Origin of the sequence: Yersinia enterocolitica subsp. enterocolitica (assembly GCF_901472495.1) — a bacterium.
GTDB lineage: Bacteria > Pseudomonadota > Gammaproteobacteria > Enterobacterales > Enterobacteriaceae > Yersinia > Yersinia enterocolitica.
This window is the reverse complement of record NZ_LR590469.1, coordinates 3,096,514-3,116,350: the sequence shown is the minus strand read 5'-3', so window position 1 is coordinate 3,116,350 and position 19,837 is coordinate 3,096,514. Positions and strand designations below refer to the sequence as shown.

Here is a 19,837-nt window from a genome sequence, read left to right as displayed (position 1 = left end):
CAATTATTATTTGTGCAAAATTCGAACACCAGTCTGGGCGGCAGCTTTAGGAAAGCGACGGGAGACATTAGCGAGCAGGGGGAATAAGCCTTGGGTATCTCTGTAATACTCAAACTGGTCAGGGAGCAGCACTTTCCTGCTTTTATCATCTAAATTTCGATATTTCAGCCAGTTATGAATATCGAATGAATCTGCTCGGGAGAGCCAACCTCCGGTACCGATGACTTTTTTCACTTGGGTTAAATCGCGCCCAATTTGTAGGTCAATGTTGCCAGCACAGGTACAAACCTGCGTTTTGGTCCCCGCATGGCGTTCAGATGCATACCCGATACACATTCCGGCGAGTAATTGGTCGAATACAATTTCCTCATCGCTCTGGGGCAAATAGTCGGGATGGGCGGAGATGTATTTTAGATAGTGATGAAAAGCATCAATCTTGGTTTGTTGATGAGCAAAATAGTGATCAATCATCATCGTACCGGTCTCGCCCGCGTTGAGCGCTGAAACGCGCATCCCCAGATCACCTTCAACAGTGCGTTTAATCAGTGGCTCAGGGATACCGTGCATGACGGTGTCAGGCAGTAAGTGGTTGTTATAAGAGGAGTAAACATCGGTGGTCGCACCTCCCATGTCGATCAGCATGAAGGTTTCCCAATCGGGGACGTGTTGGCGAATTTGCTTTACCAATTCAAAGACTGAATAAGGGGTTGGCAGGGGGTCTTCACCGGTCAGATCGACGATGACATCTAAACCTTTCCCCTTAACAATTTTATGCAGGAAAATGTCGCAAATGGCTTTACGCGCACTATGAGGATTCGGGCTATCGAGGTTGGGTAACACGTTATCGACGATGGTTAAATCTTTATCGCCGAGGATCTCTTGCACATCATCTTGCAGGTCGCGATTTCCAGCATAAATAATGGCGCACTCAAGGTTAGATTGAGCTAACAATTTGGCGTTTAACAAGCCGTGGTCGTAATCACCGCCATCAGTGCCACCAGTAAATAGTAGAATATCGGGGGGGGATACTTCTAAAGCCCGCACATCTGACTTATTCAGGTTATAGGCAAAATGCTGTGACACTTTAGCCCCGGCAGAATGCGCGGTGACCTTAGCTGACTCAAGTGTAATACTTGGTACCAAGCCAATGGCGGCAACGGCAAGCCCCCCCTTAGCAGAAGAAGAGTAATCAATATTGATCTCTCCTGAAGCCAACATTGGCCGCGCATCGCGAACATCCAAGACCTTATTTAATACTGAAAAGAACCCTTCAGCTAAATGGTGTGGTGTCGTTGGGGATAATGCGTAGTTTCTCACGTCAATATGAGAGTCATCTGTTACCTCGAATACCGCCCCTTTGGTCCAGGTGGAGCCGATATCGATAGAAACGCTGATCATTGCATACCCTCAGCAGCTTCCTCTGACTGCATAACACGCTCAATATCGCGTTTCATCAGGGAACAGACTAATTCCAGATCAGTGTCGGGTGCGAAAACACGGTTGAAGCCCATTCCTTTGAATTTGGTTTCGATTTCGGAAAAATCATGTTTACCGATAACCAGGTTTCCGCCGACGTAGAGCAATATTTCACCAATTCCGCGTTCAACACAGTTCTCACGCATACCGATGCAATCTACTTCGCCATGTCCATAAATAGAGGAAACGACAATGGCCTGAGCGCCAGTTTCAATGGCGGCATCAATATATTCATCTTGGCTTACCATTACACCGAGATTAATTACGCTGAAATTGTGCATGGTAAATACCCGGTCGAGCACTTTATTACCAACAGCATGGCAATCAGCACCAATGACGCCAATAACAATTGTTGGGTTTTGCATGTTTTGCCCTCTATGTAGATTACATTCCATATATTTTCTTGGTGGAAAGTTAAAAATTAACAAGGTTTCCACATGAAACTATTATATTTTTCATGACTTACTTCATTCACGTGCTCTATATAAAACCAGCTAGTGGCTAGCTGGGATTTCATTGGTTTGTAATGTGCTTCTCCGATACGTCAAATACAATTGATTTATTGTCAGGACATCTTGAAAAAACAGATTATAAAAAAATAAATTTAATTTATTTTAAATAAAATCATCATCTTAAATGAGTGTTTTTGTTAGAGAATAATAACCACCTATAAATTTCACGTGAATTGATAGTTATATTTAAAGCAAAAGTGTGATCCAGGTGTGATTATTATTTATATCAGTATTGTGATGCTCGTCATATATTTAATCATCATGAGTAATAACTATTTTTGGAAATGATAATGATAACAACACATTTATTAACGCACTCCGCCAGCCACCATTTTGACTAAATGTATCTTTGGATAATATTGTATTAACGATTTGTGATACAAAGTATGAATAAGACGATCTCGATCATGTTGGTGAGGGTTAAATAGCAACCCAATAACACTACCACTGTGGGCCACATTTAAACCATAAATATCATTGTGTTCAACGATATCTAGTAATTGGCGAAATTGCGGTTTAGGCAGTGCGGATTCACTGGCTATAGCACTTAATGTGGTTGCCTCTCCAAGTCTATGACAGCAACACCTCTCATTCGCCAGACGAAATTGCTGCATCGCCTTTGCCAAATTGGGCGCTTGTTTCAACAAAAGGGAATAGCGATTTCGTTGGTGGAATTCTGCTGTCACCAGTGTCTGCGAACTTTCAAGCAACACAATATCGATATCAGGTAACCAAGAGAATGGCAGTTGAGTTTGTGCCGTCTGATGATCAAACAGGGTGAGATCTTTAAATATGGTGCTGTCAGTTGGCTCAAGCGCGACGCAGAGTCGGGCCAATGCCCTGTCACTCAGTGATTGCCCAAGTAACCGAGCTGTGGCAATAGCTGTTGCTGCAATATCAGCGGTGCTACTGGCTAAACCTTTTGCAACGGGAATTGTTGATTCGAACTCGATACAGATTCTCTCTGCCAGCAATGGGGGTTCACCAAAGTGCACCAAGACTTGCCTAAGCATTTGACGCATCCGCGGCCGCTCATTTCGCCCCGGTTTTCCTGGTGTAACCGAGACTCTGCTATACCAATTTATGGGGCAAGAGATTAGTTTTTCTCCACCGAGGATCCATCCCTGGAGCAATTCACCGCAAGAGGCGGGGCAGCACGCTTCAGCCATGCGAGGGAGCCTCACCGCCAAAATATTTTTGCTGGTAGCACATTATATTGCCAGTGACAGTGACTTATGATTAATATCGGTTTGCTGGGCAGTAAAGGCCAAAATATCACTCAGATTCACGACGTTACCAATCACCAACAATGCAGGCGCATGCAACTTTTGACGTGCGATTTCATCTTTCAGTGTGCTAAGTGTCCCTTTGGCCATTTTCTGCTGTTGATGGCTGGCATACATCACTGCGGCGGCGGGGGTATCTGGTGATTTCCCTCCCTGGATTAACAACTGACTAATTTCTTCTTGTCGCGTCATGCCCATCAGTACGATCAGTGTGCCGTCTAATTGTGCCAATGCGTTCCAATTTTGTGGCTCATTCCTCTGACACATATGTCCGGTGACCACATGAAAGCTGGAAGCATAATGGCGATGGGTTACAGGAATACCGGCATAGGCCAACCCACCAATAGAAGAACTGATACCGGGAACAACTTCAAAGGGGATTTGATAGCGCGAAAGACTTTCAACTTCCTCACCACCACGGCCAAATACGTAAGGATCACCACCTTTGAGGCGCACCACATTCTTGCCCGCTAAAGCATGATCAATGAGGATTTGATTGATTTGTTCCTGAGGAACTGGGTGGTGGTTTGAGGTTTTTCCGACATTAATAATCTGGCAATTGGCTGGAGCTTGAGAAATTAACTCCAAATTTACTAAGCGGTCATGAACAAGAACTTGAGCTTCACGAATGGCAAGTAATCCTTTTACAGTGATTAATGATGCATCTCCTGGCCCCGCACCAACTAACAATACTTTCCCTATTTTCATTAGAACAACCTTTATAGCAAATGCAGCTTATGATTTCTTAACGTCAATTATTAAAAATATATTATATAAGTAGAGAATAACTTAAAAATACCGCGCCATTATCCATCAATAGATGCTTTCGATACTTGACCCCGCTCCCATTATTTAATCACTTTTCGGAATGAACTCTTCAAAATATATGATGTTTAATTTTTCTTTGAAATTTAAAATTGCATTGTTATCAGTTATGTTTTTATTCATTATTTTTGGTTTTAACTTTAATATTACATTTATTATTTATAATTATGAAGACTATCACAAAAACGACTGACTGCTATGTCCATATAAATAAAACTGTGTATGTTAAAAAACCAATAAAATACGATATATATTTCTAATATAACTGCCTCGGCAAAACAGGCCGTTTAGTGAATTATTTTATGAAATAATGGGTGAGTTACCATGCGGTACAAAATTCCAAAGACAGACTTATTAGTGACATTTGAAGCAGTCGCTCAATATGAAAGCTACACAAGAGCTGCGGAGAAGTTAGCGCTAACGCAAAGTGCCGTGTTTCGCCAGATCACCGCCCTGGAAGAATTCCTTAACGTGTCATTATTCCACCATGTTCGTAAACGGATTTTCCTCAATGACGCAGGGCGTTATTACCTCGATTTGGTCAGAGATACGCTAGAACAATTGGAAAAAGATACGCAAAGCATTATGTCTTACCAGTCGACACAACAAGTGCTGGAATTAGCTGTAACTCCCACGTTTAGTACCCATTGGCTTATTCCTAATCTCAGTAGCTTTCATGAAGATCATCCGGAAATTGTTCTCAATTTAACTGCACTTACCACAGGTGCTGACTTTTTGAATCTGAAATATGATGCAGCAATTATGCGCGAAGATTTCAGTAGTCCTTGGGCGCAAAATGAGCATCTGTTTGAAGAAGAGTTGGTCCCTGTTTGCAGCCGCATGTTGTGGCGTGATGATAAAAAAGTGATGCGTGCGGAGCAATTGATGGAAGAATTCACATTACTTCATCAAACAACACGTTTGGATGCCTGGTATGACTGGTTTGCATTGTCGGGTGTTAATAGTCCGAAAGTCAGGATGGGGCCACGTTTGGATCTGCTATCAATGTTGATTTCTGCTGTTCGCTCTAACCTTGGGGTGGCGTTATTACCTCGTTTTGCGATTCATAAAGATTTAGAAAATGGGGATATGGTCATTCCTTGTGATTTGCCGATGAGCACCGGAAACCATTTTGTTTTGACTTATAAGGACGGCAAAAGAGGGCTGCGGAGTTTGCAAAAATTTAGCCGCTGGATCCACGATAAATCGAAAGAAGAAGAGTTGAAAAGAACGTGGGTTGACTGATTTTTATAAATTACTTGTTCGTAAAGTGATTAAATATAAAATTCTCGTTAAGAGAATAGCGTGTTTTTTTGAAATTAAAAAATCATTAGAGTCTTATTAACTAATAAGCATTATGTGTTGCAGAGAGAACAATTGCTTTTTATTTTATTATATCAATAATGGTTCGGTAACGCATATGGTATGTTAATTGGTTATTACTTAATAATTTTTATGTAATTAATGGCCAGTTCTGCTCGTTATTTATCATTTAGCTAATTGAGTGAATATAATGTATAAAAATGACTTTTTTTATCAAGAGCTATTCCCTCTTTCTGAGGACAAAACAGAGTATTATTTATTAACAGATAAGTATGTTTCTACTATTAAAGTTGAAGATAAAGACATATTAAAAATTGCGCCAGAAGCACTGACATTGCTGTCTCAACAAGCTTTTCATGATGCTTCTTTTTTTCTTCGTCCTGCTCATCAACAGCAAGTTGCTGCTATTTTGCATGATCCTCAAGCGAGCGAAAACGATAAATATGTCGCGCTTCAGCTATTACGTAATGCTGAGATCTCAGCTAGAGGTGTCTTGCCTAATTGTCAGGATACAGGCACATCGACTATTGTGGCCCAAAAAGGCCAACGAGTTTGGACTGATAGTGATGATGCACAAGCTTTATCTCGTGGCATCTATAACACCTTCCGTCACGATAACCTGCGCCATTCGCAAAATGCGGCGTTAGATATGTATACCGAAGTGAATACCGGAACCAATCTTCCCGGCCAAATCGATATTTTTGCTACCCCTGGCGCGCAGTATACCTTTCTGTTTGTGAATAAAGGGGGCGGTTCTGCAAACAAAGCGGCTTTATACCAGGAAACAAAAGCTATTCTGGAACCCAAAAAGCTCAAGGCCTTTCTAATCGAGAAAATGAGAGGGCTGGGAACCGCGGCATGTCCTCCTTATCACATTGCTTTTGTCATTGGTGGAACCTCTGCTGAATTAACACTGAAGACAGCCAAACTGGCCTCAACCAAATATTATGACAATTTGCCAACCGAAGGTAACGAATATGGTCAGGCGTTTCGTGATACGGCACTCGAACAGGCATTACTACAGGCATCTCGTGAATTTGGCTTAGGTGCTCAGTTTGGTGGCAAGTATTTTGCTCATGATGTACGGGTTATTCGTTTACCGCGTCACGGAGGTTCCTGTCCGATAGGTATGGCTATTTCATGTTCTTCTGACCGCAATATTAAAGCCAAAATTAACCAGGAAGGTATCTGGCTCGAAAAATTAGAGCGCCATCCTGAACAATATATTCCTGAACATTTACGAGTGAATAACGAAGGGACGGTGGTAAATATCGATCTTAACCAGTCGATGGATAAAATTCGTGAACAACTTTCCCGTTATCCAGTATCTACCCGTGTATCACTTAATGGCCCGCTGATCGTGGCGCGCGATATCGTTCACGCCAAGCTGAAAGAGCGCTTAGAGCGGGGAGAAGAGTTACCGCAGTACATGAAAGATCACCCAGTCTATTATGCTGGGCCGGCGAAAAAACCTGACGAGTTTATTTCAGGGTCGATGGGGCCAACCACGGGTGGGCGTATGGATCCTTATGTGGATCTCTTCCAATCCCATGGTGGCAGCCTGGTTATGTTGGCAAAAGGCAACCGTAGCCGGCAAGTTACTGAAGCTTGTCAGAAACATCGTGGATTTTATCTGGGTAGTATCGGCGGTTCTGCGGCTATTTTGGCGCAGGAGTACATCAAAAGTCTGGAATGTATCGAGTATCCCGAGCTGGGAATGGAAGCAGTGTGGAAAATGGAAGTGAGTAACTTTCCGGCCTTTATTTTACTGGATGACAAAGGCAACTCTTTCTTTGACCAGATTCAGATGAAGGCATGTGCTGGTTGCCAACAATAGTTCCTATTCGAGGGTTTCATTGTGCATGAAGAACGGTATCAACAACGGCAGCAACGTCTTAAAGACCACGTTGAGACACGTGTTGCTGATGCGACCAAGACGGGCGGCGTCATTATTGTAGTTACCGGCAATGGTAAAGGGAAAACTACGGCTGCTTTTGGGACAGCCACCCGCGCGGTGGGGCATGGTATGCGGGTCGGTGCGCTTCAGTTTATCAAGGGGGCATGGGAAAATGGTGAACGCAACCTGCTGGAACGCAATGGTGTCGAGTTTCATATTATGGCGACGGGTTTTACCTGGGATACACAAGATAAAGCGGCTGATACCCTTGCGGCAAAAGTGGTATGGGAACAGGGTTGTCGGATGTTATCTGACCCCTCTTATGAGCTGGTGATTTTGGATGAGTTGACTTACATGATTACCTACGGCTATTTGGCGCTGGATGAGGTGATTATCGTGTTAAAAAACCGGCCGAAGAATCAAAGCGTTATTATCACTGGGCGTGCTTGTCACCGTAATATTATTGATCTTGCGGATACGGTTAGTGAGTTGCGGCCAATTAAACATGCATTTGATAGTGGAATTAAGGCACAAAAAGGTATCGATTGGTAAGTTAATTGATTAGTCATTTGATTTTAAACGATTATTTATTGAGATGTGAACACACGTTGTGAACACACGTTGTGTGCTTCCATCGGTATGCGTGTGCTAACGATAAGCTGGGAATATTAAAGTGGGAAGGTCAGGGTTGGGTCTATTCGCAGCGAGATAGATTTGCAAATACCAAGACGGTAAGTACAGATATGTCTCAGTGCGTATGCTTTTCCCTGATCTTTCAGATAAATTCGGTCAACTCAATGGAGCAATTATATTATTGCAGAGTCAGTATCCTTTGAATGGTTAACATAACGGCACTCTCTGTATTTCTGCCTGTGATGAAATTTGCAGCAGATTTAGTTTCTTCAAAAGCATTACGCATGGCGAAACTGAAGGTCGCTCTTTCCATTAATTCAATATCATTCAGCCCATCACCAAACACCATGGTCTCGTCTTTATTAACATTTAATAAATTCTGTAGGATTTCTACTGTATGCCCTTTATGCACGCCGATATCAGCAATATCAATCCAGGCATCTTCAGAAACAACGATATAGGCTTTATCAAAGAATTCATGAAGATGAGGTTTGAAACCAGGGCAGCGACCTTTTTCGTCATAAATGGATATTTTGACAAAATCATGATTCACGTGATGAAAATCATCGACTCTTGTCACTTTGGCATATGACTTTTTAATTTTACTTTCCATTTCTTTAGAAACAGAACTCTTAATAAAAGCGCCCTCTGTTGTACAAGCAATGATGACGGGTTCTTTATTAATGGCTTCTAGTTTGCTAATGATATTCAGCCCAAGTTGATTGTTAATCAGAGACTGATAAACATATTCACCTTTATATTTTATTCTGGTGGCACTATCACCCAGAATCCAGAACTGTTCAGCATCGTCCTTGAATAGTTCCTCTACACGCTCACATTGTTTACCGGTACATATCGCAAAGTGAACACCTTTCTGTGTCATGATTTTTTTGACGTCCTGAAACATTTCTCGATTGTAATCCCCTTTCTCATCAAGAAAAGTGCCATCCAGATCGGTAATTATTAGTTTTATCATTGTAGGATACTCATATTTTTAAAGTGCTAATAAAGATTACAAAACATTATATTATTGTCACGCGAAAATATGTTTCTTTCTTGGAATATGTACCATAGGTAAAACAATATGTTTTTTAATAATCTGAGGATTAATAAAATTAGCCTTGCTGTTATTTATCTTTGCGTTTTTTGGTGGGGATCTGTGTTCCGGCCAGCTGTGGCATAGCCTGGCGCATAATATCAAGAAATGCTCGTAATCTGGCAGGATAATAGCTGGCGTGCGGGTAAACTAAATAGATTGGTAGAGGTAATCCATGCCAGTCCGGTGTCAGATGAACTAACCGCCCTTGCTTGATATCATCATTTACTACCCATGTTGACGCGATCCCGGCACCTAATCCTGTCAGCGCGGCGTTTCGTAATGCATACAGGCTGTCGGTACTTAATTGCGGTTGTATGGAAAAACGATGCATTTCACCATTTGTTTTATGGCTCAGAACAACTTCATTACGGTAAAACGTATTCAATGCCAACCAGTGAAAATCCTGTAATTGCTCGGGGTGTGTGGGTAGCGGCTGATTATCCAACAATTCAGGCGCGGCAACCACGATACGTGGCACTTCGGCCAGCAGGATAGCGACAACAGAGGGATCCGTTACTGAGCCAACTTGAATAGCACAATCAATACCTTCGGCAATAAAGTCGGGGCGGCGATCATTTAGCATCCATTCAACGGACATTTTCGGGTATTGGTGCAGGAAGTCTTTGAGTGGCTTGATTAATTGGTCTTGCCCGAAAGCATGTGGCACCAAAACGCGCAGTAGCCCTCTAGGTTCATCAGTCGCACCACGTAAGTCATCTTCCATCGTATTCCAGCTCTCAATAAGCTGTTTGGCATGGGAATAGCAACGTTCGCCATCATCTGTCAACTTCATGATATGCGTGGTTCGCTGCAATAATTTCAGGCCAAGCAACCGCTCTAATGTCTGCAAACGGCGGCTGATAGTCGGCTGGCTAGTACCCAGGCGTGCTGCGGCCGCAGACAAACTGCCAGCCTCGATGATACGAATAAATGTTTGCATCAACTCTATACGGTCGATGCCAGGTACATTAGGTTCTGTCATACGTTAAGCGTATAACAGTTTTACTCTCCAGGCGACTACCAAGATAGGTTTGCACACGTAAAAATGCAGCCTCAATATCATTACAGGTAGCCATCATGTCAGTCATTCAAACCGCATCAACTCACACTGAAAGTGCTGAGAAAACCCTTTCCGGCAGCAAAGTTCTGATGTTGGCAACTGGTGCAGGCCTTAGCGTCGCATCAATTTATTATAGCCAGCCGCTGTTGGGTGTTATGGGTTCTGATTTACACGCCAGCGTAGGAGCGGTTGGCTTAGTACCGACGCTGACACAGATTGGTTATGCTTTGGGGATATTGTTACTTGCCCCATTGGGCGATCGCCATGACCGCCGAATTATTATCTTATTAAAGGGTATTCTGCTGACGGCTGCTTTGCTATTCAGTGGTTTTGTTCCTGGTATAAATGCATTGCTGGTAACCAGTTTTGTTATCGGGATTGCCGCAACAATGGCACAGGATATTGTCCCAGCGTCTGCAACATTAGTCTCGGCAGCGCAGCGGGGGAAAATGGTCGGTACTATTATGACAGGCTTACTACTGGGCATTTTACTGTCACGGGTATTAAGTGGCTTTGTTGCAGAGTACTTTGGTTGGCGCTCGCTTTATATGGGGGCTGCACTATCAGTCATTATGATAACGCTGGTGATATGGCGCAGTTTACCGCGTGTACCGGCAACCTCAGCACTGAGTTATCCGGCGTTACTCGCCTCAATGAGCCATTTATGGCTACAGTTTAAAGATTTACGTCGGGCGGCGTTATCACAAGGGCTACTGTCTGTAGGGTTTAGTGCTTTCTGGTCAACACTGGCGGTAATGTTGCAGGATACTTATCACCTTGGCAGTGCTGTAGCGGGTGCGTTTGGTCTTGCCGGTGCCGCAGGTGCATTAGCTGCACCATTAGCCGGTTCATTGGCAGACCGCCGGGGGTCGCAAGTGGTTACGTTGATTGGTGCAAGCCTGGCGACACTCTCCTTTGCTGCTTTGTTCCTTTTGCCACTGTTGCCATTTCATCTCCAGATAGGACTTATTGTGCTCAGCGCCATTGGGTTTGATTTTGGTGTGCAGGCCACGCTGGTAGCCCATCAAACCATTATTTATAGTTTGGAGCCGGCGGCTCGCAGTCGGCTTAATGCACTGTTATTTACCTGTGTATTTATCGGGATGGCTGTTGGCTCCGCCTTAGGTAGCTTGATGTTGGAAAAAATGGGATGGACTGGCGTAGTCGCCTTAATCACTCTGGCAGGGGCCGCTAGCTTGGCTGTGCGCTGGGGAGGGCTTCGAGCCAAATGAGAGAGTACCAACCTATTGGCATAGTGCCAGCTCCTGTTGCGATAGAAATACATGAGAAATTGCTTCGGGATATTGGTCAAAATGGAAATATTTATTTCATTTAAATAATATAACGAAACATAAATGTATCGATTAAACTCAAATATTAGGTGGGTAAAATTCATTTAGCTCTCATTACTCTGGTTGGTTTTTTTAACATTAACAGCTTATTTGTGGCAGAGCAGTAGAACGTTGCAGGCTGATGGTGGCATTGCGTGGGCTATCTGGCTTTTTTGGTTTTTACCTTTTCTCCTTGCAGGAACTTGCGATACATCGCACAAAACAAAATTTCCAAACAAAGTTATTTGAAACTTTTTTTCCAATAGCATAGAGTCTGCATATCGGCTGGTTTTTCGCCTGTCTGGCGGCTGGTCGCCTTGTTGGCTATTTTGGTCCCACAACAAGATAGCCCTTATTGATTGAGCGTATGGTTCGTTATGAGTTGTCTGATTTAAGTCACTTTGGGCGAACCCTGCGATAGCAGCTATTGAGAAGAGGGTGAGACATGAAAATCGTAAGTAACTTTATCGGTGGGAAGAATTCCCTGAGTTCCAGCAATCAAACTGCCGATATTCATAATCCAGCCACCGGTAAGGTTGAAAGCCAGGTCACGCAAAGTACAGCTGAAGAAGTTCATCATGCTATTGGCGTAGCTCATCAGGCCTTTGCCGATTGGTCACGAACCACCCCTCTGCGCCGCGCTCGCATTATGTTCAACTTTAAAACCCTGATTGAACAACACCGCGATGAATTGGCGGAGTTGATTGTTCGCGAACATGGCAAGGTCTATTCGGATGCTTTGGGCGAAATCACTCGTGGTCTGGAAGTCGTCGAGTTCGCCTGTGGTATCCCGCATTTATTGAAAGGTGAATATTCCGCTGATGTCGGTACCGGAGTTGATAGCTTTTCAATGATGCAGCCTTTGGGTGTTGTGGCCGGGATAACCCCTTTTAACTTCCCTGCGATGGTACCCATGTGGATGTTCCCCATTGCGTTAACGTGCGGTAATACCTTTATTCTGAAACCGCCAGCATTGGACCCTTCAGCGTCAGTTCGTTTAGCTGAATTGCTGACGGAAGCGGGTTTGCCTGATGGCGTATTCAATGTTATTCACTGTTCAAATGAAAGTGCTGCCCAACTATGCACAGATCCACGAATTCAAGCCGTAAGCTTTGTCGGTTCTTCTACTGTTGCTGAACATATTTACACCACTGCCAGTGCGCACGGTAAACGTGTACAAGCCTTTGGTGCGGCGAAAAATCAGGCGATCATCATGCCAGATGCTGATTTGGATGCGACCGTAAATGCATTAATGGGTGGTGCGTTTGGATCAGCAGGCGAGCGCTGTATGGCACTGCCGATTGCGGTAGTAGTCGGCGACAGTACCGCTGATAAATTAATTGAAAAGTTAAAACCACTCATTGCTCGCCTGCGTGTCGGCCCAGGTATACAGCAAGGCGGGGAAGAGAATGAAATGGGACCGCTCATTTCAGCGGCTCATCAGAAAAAGGTACTTGGCTATATTGATCAAGGTGTTAAAGAAGGTGCGACATTAGTCACAGATGGCCGTCATTATAAAGTTGCTGGTTATGAGCAAGGGTACTATGTAGGCGGCACCCTGTTTGATCATGTCACTCCGAAAATGAAGATTTACCAGGAAGAAATCTTTGGCCCAGTGTTAGGGATTGTCAGAGTACCTGATTATCAAACGGCAATTAGTACGGTGAATAGTCATGAGTTTGGTAATGGGAGTGCGATTTTTACCAGTAGCGGCCACTATGCACGGCAGTTTGTGCATGAGGTTCAGGCTGGGATGGTTGGCGTCAATGTGCCTGTTCCAGTACCAATGGCGTTTCACAGTTTTGGTGGTTGGAAACGTTCCGTGTTCGGTGCATTAAATGTGCATGGCACTGATGGGGTGCGTTTCTACACCCGCATGAAAACAACCACAGCCCGTTGGCCAACAGGTCAGCAAACTGTTTCAGAATACAGTATGCCAACGCTGGGTTAATGCTACCTGAGGGTGTTCGTTAGAATAATTTCATGTTGTTAACAGGAGAGTCATCATGTCGTCACTGCTTGCCAAATGTCAGCCGCCAGATGCAAATGGGCGTATTCAGCATATTTCACCGGAGAATGCCGGCTGGCGTTTTGTTGGGTTTGATGTCTATCGGCTTACGGCTGGAAAGGCAATGGTGCTGGAGAGTGCTGAAAATGAACTCTGTCTGGTCTTAGTTGCTGGAATTGCCTCGGTATCAACACAGCACGCTGAATATCCGCATATTGGCAAACGCATGAGCCCGTTCGAACGAACACCGCCTTATTCTGTTTATGTTCCACACCATGATCGTGTGAAAGTCGTGGCAGAGACCGATTTGGAATTGGCGGTCTGCCGTGCGCCCGGTAATAGCCATTTACCCTCTCGTCTGATTACGCCAGCAGATGTAGGAGTAGAGCGGCGAGGTAAGGGGCGTAACCAGCGGTTAGTACATAATATCTTGCCTGACGATAAACCCGCAGACAGTTTGCTGGTGGTTGAGGTTTATACTGATGAGGGGAATACCAGTTCATACCCCAGTCATAAACATGATCAGGAAAATGCGACAGATGAAACTTATCTGGAAGAAACTTACTATCACCGGTTAAATCCAGAGCAAGGTTTTTGCATGCAGCGGGTATATACCGACGACCGCTCACTGGATGAATGTATGCCAGTTTATAACCGAGATGTCGTAAAAGTGCCAAAAGGTTACCACCCAGTGGCGACATTGGCTGGCTATGACAACTATTATTTGAATGTGATGGCGGGGCCAGTACGGTTATGGAAATTTACCTGGGAAAAAGATCATGCATGGATCAACAGTGATCAATATCCGGTAGAAAAAAGCTAAGCCGCGCTTTAAAGTATGAATTGAATGGGTAGATAGATCCTACCCATTTTATTGCTCGCCACAAGCTACATCTGGCTTGGAAGCGCCTGAGGAGTTATGCTTTGGCGTTATTCAATGCTAATGAAACGGCTAAGGTTTGTGCCAGGCACATAGAGGCAACCTGTGAACGGAACCCGTCAACTTGTGCTTCCCGCACCACAAAACAGACATCGCTGAAAGCCGCTAATGGGCTAACCTGGCTATCTGTAATCGCAATTTGCTGCGCACCACTTTTTGCACCCAATTCCACCAGTTCCAAGGCTTCTTGTGCATAGGGTGAGTAACTGATAGCAATCACGACGTCTTTGGGTTTTACCATGCTCAGTTGTTCAGCAAACATTCCACCAAGCCCATCAATCAGAAAAGCCCGGCGCTCCAAATGGCGTAATGCATAGGTTAGGTAAGAAGCCACGCTAAAAGAACGACGCAAACCAATTACATAGATATTTTCAGCATTGTTTAACAATTCGACGGCTCTATCTAATTGTTCGGCGCTGGTTTGCACCGCCAGTTGCTGTAGAGCTTGCGCATTGACCATCGTAAATACATTCAGTATTTCAGCCGGTTTTTCTGGTGCGGTATTGCCATCAGTTGAGGTTTGACGGAATAACCGTGCGCGTTCGGTATAGTTAACGGTTTCTTCCATCAGATGTTGACGGAATACTTGTTTCATTTCGTTAAAACCACTGAAACCAAAGGCATTTGCAAACCGGATTAAGGTTGATGGTGGCACACTGGCTTGGGCCGCAATGGAAGCAACTGTATCAAATGCAATGCTGTTACTGTTATCCAGGATATAACGGGCAACTTGTTTTAAGCGTTTGCTTAACGTCTCATAACGATGACGAATTTGGTCTTGTAGCAATGATAGTTGAGTCGGGTTATTCATCCATTCGGCCCACGGCAGAGGAAAATTCAGGGGTTATCTGTCAGCTATTCTAACAGATGGTTGGAAAGTTTCATTTGTTGATATTCGCATTTGCTTTTATTTCATTGCGAATTAAAACCGTTCACTAAACCATGATAAAGGAAACGGCTATAAGCAAAAGATATTACTTTATTAAGTTTGACAGAAATCAGGATTTTTTCAGGCTAATAAGGAATAAACCATGCAGATAGCAGCATAATAGCGCCGACGTTTTCCACGCCAGCGCCACTAAAGCTGTTTTAAATTCAGATGACTGGACGATAATCTCGCCAATAGCCTATCAGCGTTTGATAATTTTGTTTCACTTGCGCGATCAACTCGGCATCATTTATCTCACCGTGCAGCCAATGACGTGATGCCTGGCCGAAGATGGTGCGACCGACAGCAAAACCTTTAACCCAAGGTGCTTTTGCCGCAGCGGCAAAGCCTGCCTTTAATATAGCTTCCGGAGAATCTAACCCAAGAATCAATACACCTCGACAATAGGGGTCTTGAGTTTCAATCAATTTACCTACTTTTTGCCAGTTTTCAGCACTTAGTGGCGGCAGTTTCCACCAATCTGGTTGAATACCTAGGGCATAGAAATGTGCCATAGTTTCAATGTAGTAACGCTCATCTTTGTCTTTATTATCTTCGGGTAAAATCACTTCCAACAGTAATTCATGCCCCGACTTACAGCATCCACGGTAAACATCCTGAATCAGCTCATCCTGCTGCTGGCGCAGCTCCGCACTGTCTTTGGGATGATAAAATACCAGGCACTTCACGACATGTTCCAGCGGCCAATCAATGAGTTGGGAGCCGATATTGCCATGTTCAAGGCGTAATGGCCTTGAGCTGGGTAACTCAACGGGGCGACCTATCCACCACCCTTGACCGGTAATGGTGTTGAGCGCTTCCTGGCCGTAAGTGGTATCTGCCAGAATGCCACTCTTATGTTCCAGACCTGACTCTTGAGCCGCTTGCTGCGCTGCTTGTAGTAATAATGTTTTGAGTTTGGGGATGCGCTCTTCACTCACACCCGCTTCACGCGCCATATCAGCCAATTGTTTGCGGTGATCAAAAGCAAATACGCAAAGCTCCGGCCACTGCTGTTTACGGGTGGTTACCCGATGCAAATGATTAAGGCGAGCGTCATGATCAGGGCGCGGAACAGAGTGCTCGCGACTGAGGTAATCGTCTAACTCAATTTTGGTTGGCATGGCAGGCGCACAACCATGACGTGAAACAACCAATGCGCCGCAGGCATTGGCATAACGACAAGCTTGCTCCCAACTTTCATCATTAAGATAGCCGCGCAATAAACCAGACATAAAGGCATCACCAGCCCCCAATACATTGAGAACTTCAACGCGAACACCAGAATGGAGTTTGACCTGTTCCCAACTGGAAGGGATTGCCCCTTCGAATACTGAACAACCTTGTGCTCCACGCTTGCAGACCAGTGTCGCCTGAGTTGCTTTACGCACATTTTGCAACGCTACCAGGGTATCTGTACTCCCCCCCGCGATATGGAACTCTTCTTCAGTACCGACAATTAAATTGAAATGGTGCAGGACTTCTTGCAATTGCTGAGTCACTTTTTCTGATTCAATGAAACGTGTTTCACCGTCACCAAGTGAGGTCAGGCCCCATAATACTGGACGGTAATCAATGTCCAGAGCAGTTCGTAGCCCATGCTTATGCGCGTATTCCAGTGCCTTCAATACAGCGGCGCGTGTATTTGGGTGCGAAAGATGTGTGCCAGTGATAGCCAGTGCTCGTGATGATGCAATATAAGACTCATCGATATCATCTGGCGTCAGGGCCATATCAGCGCAGTTTTCACGATAAAAAATCAGAGGGAAGGTTTCTTGATCTTTAATACCGAGAATAACTAATGCGGTTAGGCGCTGCTTGTCAGTAATAAGAAAACGGGTATCAGCTCCAACACGTTGTAATTCCTCGCGCAGGAAGCGGCCCATATGTTCATCACCAACACGTGCCAACATACCTGACTTTAGGCCTTGAATTGCTGTGCCGTAGGCGACATTACCTGATGATCCGCCCAAATATTTGGCAAATGTACTGGTATCTTCCAGTCGGGAACCAATCTGTTGCCCATAAAAATCGACGGCAATTCGCCCGATACATATGACATCTAGCACTTTGTGTTGTGTACCCATCCCCATTTCCTTCTTTTAAAACCTCGACAATGACCGATGAAATAAACCCGTAGTAACGTTTCTGAAATCAGTATGAGGAATAAATATTTCAACTTCAAGGTTAAATGAAATTTATTCCCCGATTATGTGACCTGGCTAAAAGCCTTATATTACGCACGAAAATAGGGCTTATACCCAAGGATCGTTCCAGTTATTGATGGTTTTATTAGTAGGAAATGGAAAGCAGTTATGAATGATATAAATTAATTATATCAATAAATTAGTGGTATTTTAGGTTGGTTTAAAATAATGCTATTTCACGTGAGTTAATGCGGGTGTGCCGGTTTCAGTGTTTACCTGATTATTTGATCTTCATCGCAGAATGAAATGTTTCTTCTGTAATGTGATTTTATGAAAAAAATATTTGTTTATAATCCCTGCTATGTTTCACCTCGCTGTTGTATCGCGCAAACAGAGCAAAGGATGAATAAATGAATAAAATTCGGCTAACCATGGCACAGGCATTAGTCCGGTTTTTGGACAATCAATACCTGCAAGTTGATGGTCAGGAAATCAAATTTATCAAAGGGATTTTTGCTATTTTTGGTCATGGTAACGTACTGGGTATCGGGCAGGCACTGGAACAGGATTGCGGCGAGCTAGTGGTTCATCAAGGACGAAATGAGCAAGGAATGGCTCACGCGGCGACCGGCTTCGCCAAACAAAAACTGCGTCAGCAAATCTATGCTTGTACCTCATCTGTTGGGCCGGGCAGTGCCAATATGGTGACCGCTGCCGCAACTGCAACAGCTAACCGTATCCCCTTGCTGTTGCTTCCTGGTGACGTATTTGCCTCACGCCAACCCGATCCTGTACTCCAGCAAATTGAACAATCTCATGACCTGAGTATTAGTACCAATGATGCATTCAAGCCCGTCAGTAAATACTGGGATCGCATTACGCGGCCAGAGCAACTGATGAGTGCGTGTATTAATGCCATGCGGGTACTGACTGACCCGGCAGAGACTGGTGCTGTAACGCTGTGTTTGCCGCAAGATGTACAGGCTGAAGCTTATGATTATCCAGATTATTTCTTCCAAAAACGCATTCATCGCCTTGACCGGCGACCTGCCAGCGCTGGCAGGTTGGCTGATGCTATTGCTTTACTGACTTCAAAACGTAAACCGATTTTGGTCTGTGGTGGTGGCGTAAAATACTCACAAGCCGGTCAGGCATTACAACGATTTGCTGAATGTTTCGGTGCGCCGTGGGTTGAAACACAAGCGGGTAAAGGCACTATCAGCTCAGAACATGAATTGAATCTTGGCGGTATTGGTGAAACAGGTTGTCTGGCGGCGAACACCTTGGCAAAACAGGCTGATTTAGTCATTGGTGTCGGCACCCGCTATACCGACTTTACGACCTCATCGAAATGGTTATTCCAGAATCCGGATGTTTCATTCCTCAATATTAATGTTAGTGCTTTTGATGCTGGCAAGCTGGATGGTTTGCAGTTGCTGGCGGATGCGCGTGAAGCATTGTCTGCATTGCATCAGCAACTTGGCAGTACTGGTTATCAGGCTGATTGGGGCGGGGAGATTGCCCGGATGCGTGCTGAGCAATTAGCTGAGACAACGCGGGTCTATCAGGTGCAATACCAGACCGAGGATTTTACCCCTGAAATTAATGACCATTTGGATCGTGAACAGGTCTTTGGCGAGTTTATTGATAAAACCGGTTCTTTCCTGACACAAAGCCAGGTGCTGGGGGTTCTGAATAATCAATTACCTCAAGATGCTGTCATTGTTGCGGCTGCTGGCAGCTTACCCGGTGATTTACAGCGGGTATGGCGCACAAAAGGCAATAATGGCTATCACGTCGAATATGGTTACTCGTGCATGGGCTATGAAGTCAGCGCTGCATTGGGCGTGAAGCTGGCCGAACCTAACCGCGAAGTTTACTCATTGGTGGGCGATGGTGCCTTCATGATGCTGCATTCTGAGCTGGTCACCTCCATTCAAGAACGCTGCAAAATCAATGTGATATTGTTCGATAACATGACAAATGGCTGTATCAATAATCTCCAGATGGAACATGGTATGGACAGCTATGCCACTGAATTCCGTTTCCGTAATCAAGAAACTGGCCAATTAGACGGTGATTTTGTTCCGGTAGATTTCGCCATGTTGGCTGCTGCTTATGGCTGTAAGACATATCGGGTTGCTACGGAACAGCAACTACTTGATGCATTGGCCGATGCCCGCTTGCAGACAGTTTCAACCTTAATTGACATAAAAGTTCTGCCAAAAACTATGGTTCATGGCTACCTGAGTTGGTGGCGGGTCGGGGTTGCTCAAGTTTCTGACAGTGAAAAAACGGACGCAGTGGTACGGGAACTGGAAAAGAATATCGCCAAAGCCCGTGATTATTAATGCTAATTAAATGATCTGGAT

15 protein-coding genes are annotated in these 19,837 nt (G+C 44.5%); 7 read left to right on the top strand and 8 right to left on the bottom strand.

Annotated elements, in window-relative coordinates; genetic code table 11:
- Positions 1-6: 6 nt before the first annotated feature.
- The 4 genes from glmL to cobA all read right to left on the bottom strand — a co-directional run bounded on the left by glmL (position 7) and on the right by cobA (position 3,982).
- Positions 7-1,398 carry a methylaspartate mutase accessory protein GlmL gene (gene glmL / locus FGL26_RS14925; protein WP_005174824.1) on the bottom strand — a complete coding sequence of 464 codons (1,392 nt, stop codon included), beginning with the start codon at positions 1,396-1,398 and terminating at the stop codon, positions 7-9.
- A complete protein-coding gene (gene glmS, locus FGL26_RS14920; protein ID WP_005174823.1) occupies positions 1,395-1,841 on the bottom strand; it encodes a methylaspartate mutase subunit S in 447 nt (148 codons plus the stop codon). Before glmS ends, glmL begins: the two co-directional genes overlap by 4 nt.
- A gap of 455 nt (positions 1,842-2,296) precedes the next feature.
- Positions 2,297-3,157, bottom strand: coding sequence for a GHMP family kinase ATP-binding protein (locus FGL26_RS14915; protein ID WP_032903176.1), 861 nt, complete (start codon positions 3,155-3,157; stop codon positions 2,297-2,299).
- Between the two features lie 42 nt (positions 3,158-3,199).
- Complete coding sequence (cobA, locus tag FGL26_RS14910) at positions 3,200-3,982, bottom strand: uroporphyrinogen-III C-methyltransferase (RefSeq protein ID WP_005174818.1); 783 nt, start codon at positions 3,980-3,982, stop codon at positions 3,200-3,202.
- Positions 3,983-4,423: 441 nt separating this feature from the next.
- Between cobA and FGL26_RS14905 the strand changes: the two genes are divergently transcribed.
- From FGL26_RS14905 to cobO, 3 genes are all read left to right on the top strand, one after another.
- Positions 4,424-5,344 carry a LysR substrate-binding domain-containing protein gene (locus tag FGL26_RS14905; protein WP_005157417.1) on the top strand — a complete coding sequence of 307 codons (921 nt, stop codon included), beginning with the start codon at positions 4,424-4,426 and terminating at the stop codon, positions 5,342-5,344.
- 268 nt (positions 5,345-5,612) lie between these two features.
- Entirely contained in the window at positions 5,613-7,259 is a 1,647-nt protein-coding gene (locus tag FGL26_RS14900) for a fumarate hydratase (protein WP_005174815.1), read from the top strand.
- 21 nt (positions 7,260-7,280) lie between these two features.
- Positions 7,281-7,871: a cob(I)yrinic acid a,c-diamide adenosyltransferase gene (gene cobO, locus FGL26_RS14895; RefSeq protein WP_005174812.1), complete on the top strand. Its 591-nt coding sequence runs from the start codon at positions 7,281-7,283 to the stop codon at positions 7,869-7,871.
- Between the two features lie 259 nt (positions 7,872-8,130).
- Here the strand turns inward: cobO and FGL26_RS14890 are convergent, their stop codons facing one another.
- Together FGL26_RS14890 and FGL26_RS14885 are read right to left on the bottom strand one after the other, a co-directional pair.
- Positions 8,131-8,928, bottom strand: a complete 798-nt coding sequence (locus FGL26_RS14890; protein ID WP_005174811.1) for an HAD-IIB family hydrolase — start codon at positions 8,926-8,928, stop codon at positions 8,131-8,133.
- A gap of 151 nt (positions 8,929-9,079) precedes the next feature.
- A complete protein-coding gene (locus tag FGL26_RS14885) occupies positions 9,080-10,033 on the bottom strand; it encodes a LysR family transcriptional regulator (RefSeq protein WP_011817370.1) in 954 nt (317 codons plus the stop codon).
- Between the two features lie 95 nt (positions 10,034-10,128).
- On the opposite strand from FGL26_RS14885, the gene FGL26_RS14880 reads away from it, so the two are divergent.
- The 3 genes from FGL26_RS14880 (at position 10,129) to iolB (ending at position 14,273) form a co-directional block, all read left to right on the top strand.
- Positions 10,129-11,343, top strand: a complete 1,215-nt coding sequence (locus FGL26_RS14880) for an MFS transporter (protein WP_005174809.1) — start codon at positions 10,129-10,131, stop codon at positions 11,341-11,343.
- Positions 11,344-11,887: 544 nt separating this feature from the next.
- Complete coding sequence (locus tag FGL26_RS14875) at positions 11,888-13,393, top strand: CoA-acylating methylmalonate-semialdehyde dehydrogenase (RefSeq protein WP_005174808.1); 1,506 nt, start codon at positions 11,888-11,890, stop codon at positions 13,391-13,393.
- Positions 13,394-13,448: 55 nt separating this feature from the next.
- On the top strand, positions 13,449-14,273 hold the full coding sequence (gene iolB, locus FGL26_RS14870) for a 5-deoxy-glucuronate isomerase (RefSeq protein WP_005174807.1): 825 nt from the start codon (positions 13,449-13,451) through the stop codon (positions 14,271-14,273).
- 94 nt (positions 14,274-14,367) lie between these two features.
- On the opposite strand, the gene FGL26_RS14865 is transcribed toward iolB, so the two are convergent.
- Together FGL26_RS14865 and FGL26_RS14860 are read right to left on the bottom strand one after the other, a co-directional pair.
- Positions 14,368-15,201 (bottom strand): MurR/RpiR family transcriptional regulator, encoded by an 834-nt coding sequence (locus FGL26_RS14865; protein ID WP_005157438.1) that lies wholly within the window; start codon positions 15,199-15,201, stop codon positions 14,368-14,370.
- Between the two features lie 284 nt (positions 15,202-15,485).
- Positions 15,486-17,405, bottom strand: coding sequence for a bifunctional 5-dehydro-2-deoxygluconokinase/5-dehydro-2-deoxyphosphogluconate aldolase (locus FGL26_RS14860; RefSeq protein WP_005174806.1), 1,920 nt, complete (start codon positions 17,403-17,405; stop codon positions 15,486-15,488).
- 470 nt (positions 17,406-17,875) lie between these two features.
- On the opposite strand from FGL26_RS14860, the gene iolD reads away from it, so the two are divergent.
- Positions 17,876-19,816 (top strand): 3D-(3,5/4)-trihydroxycyclohexane-1,2-dione acylhydrolase (decyclizing), encoded by a 1,941-nt coding sequence (iolD, locus tag FGL26_RS14855; protein WP_005174805.1) that lies wholly within the window; start codon positions 17,876-17,878, stop codon positions 19,814-19,816.
- Positions 19,817-19,837: the final 21 nt, after the last annotated feature.

Excerpts from the sequence above, each read along its gene's own strand:
- glmL (WP_005174824.1), bottom strand. The coding sequence starts at position 1,398 with ATGATCAGCGTTTCTATCGATATCGGCTCCACCTGGACCAAAGGGGCG.
- glmS (WP_005174823.1), bottom strand. The coding sequence starts at position 1,841 with ATGCAAAACCCAACAATTGTTATTGGCGTCATTGGTGCTGATTGCCAT.
- FGL26_RS14915 (WP_032903176.1), bottom strand. The coding sequence starts at position 3,157 with ATGGCTGAAGCGTGCTGCCCCGCCTCTTGCGGTGAATTGCTCCAGGGA.
- cobA (WP_005174818.1), bottom strand. The coding sequence starts at position 3,982 with ATGAAAATAGGGAAAGTATTGTTAGTTGGTGCGGGGCCAGGAGATGCA.
- FGL26_RS14905 (WP_005157417.1), top strand. The coding sequence starts at position 4,424 with ATGCGGTACAAAATTCCAAAGACAGACTTATTAGTGACATTTGAAGCA.
- FGL26_RS14900 (WP_005174815.1), top strand. The coding sequence starts at position 5,613 with ATGTATAAAAATGACTTTTTTTATCAAGAGCTATTCCCTCTTTCTGAG.
- FGL26_RS14890 (WP_005174811.1), bottom strand. The coding sequence starts at position 8,928 with ATGATAAAACTAATAATTACCGATCTGGATGGCACTTTTCTTGATGAG.
- FGL26_RS14885 (WP_011817370.1), bottom strand. The coding sequence starts at position 10,033 with ATGACAGAACCTAATGTACCTGGCATCGACCGTATAGAGTTGATGCAA.
- FGL26_RS14880 (WP_005174809.1), top strand. The coding sequence starts at position 10,129 with ATGTCAGTCATTCAAACCGCATCAACTCACACTGAAAGTGCTGAGAAA.
- FGL26_RS14875 (WP_005174808.1), top strand. The coding sequence starts at position 11,888 with ATGAAAATCGTAAGTAACTTTATCGGTGGGAAGAATTCCCTGAGTTCC.
- iolB (WP_005174807.1), top strand. The coding sequence starts at position 13,449 with ATGTCGTCACTGCTTGCCAAATGTCAGCCGCCAGATGCAAATGGGCGT.
- FGL26_RS14865 (WP_005157438.1), bottom strand. The coding sequence starts at position 15,201 with ATGAATAACCCGACTCAACTATCATTGCTACAAGACCAAATTCGTCAT.
- FGL26_RS14860 (WP_005174806.1), bottom strand. The coding sequence starts at position 17,405 with ATGGGTACACAACACAAAGTGCTAGATGTCATATGTATCGGGCGAATT.
- iolD (WP_005174805.1), top strand. The coding sequence starts at position 17,876 with ATGAATAAAATTCGGCTAACCATGGCACAGGCATTAGTCCGGTTTTTG.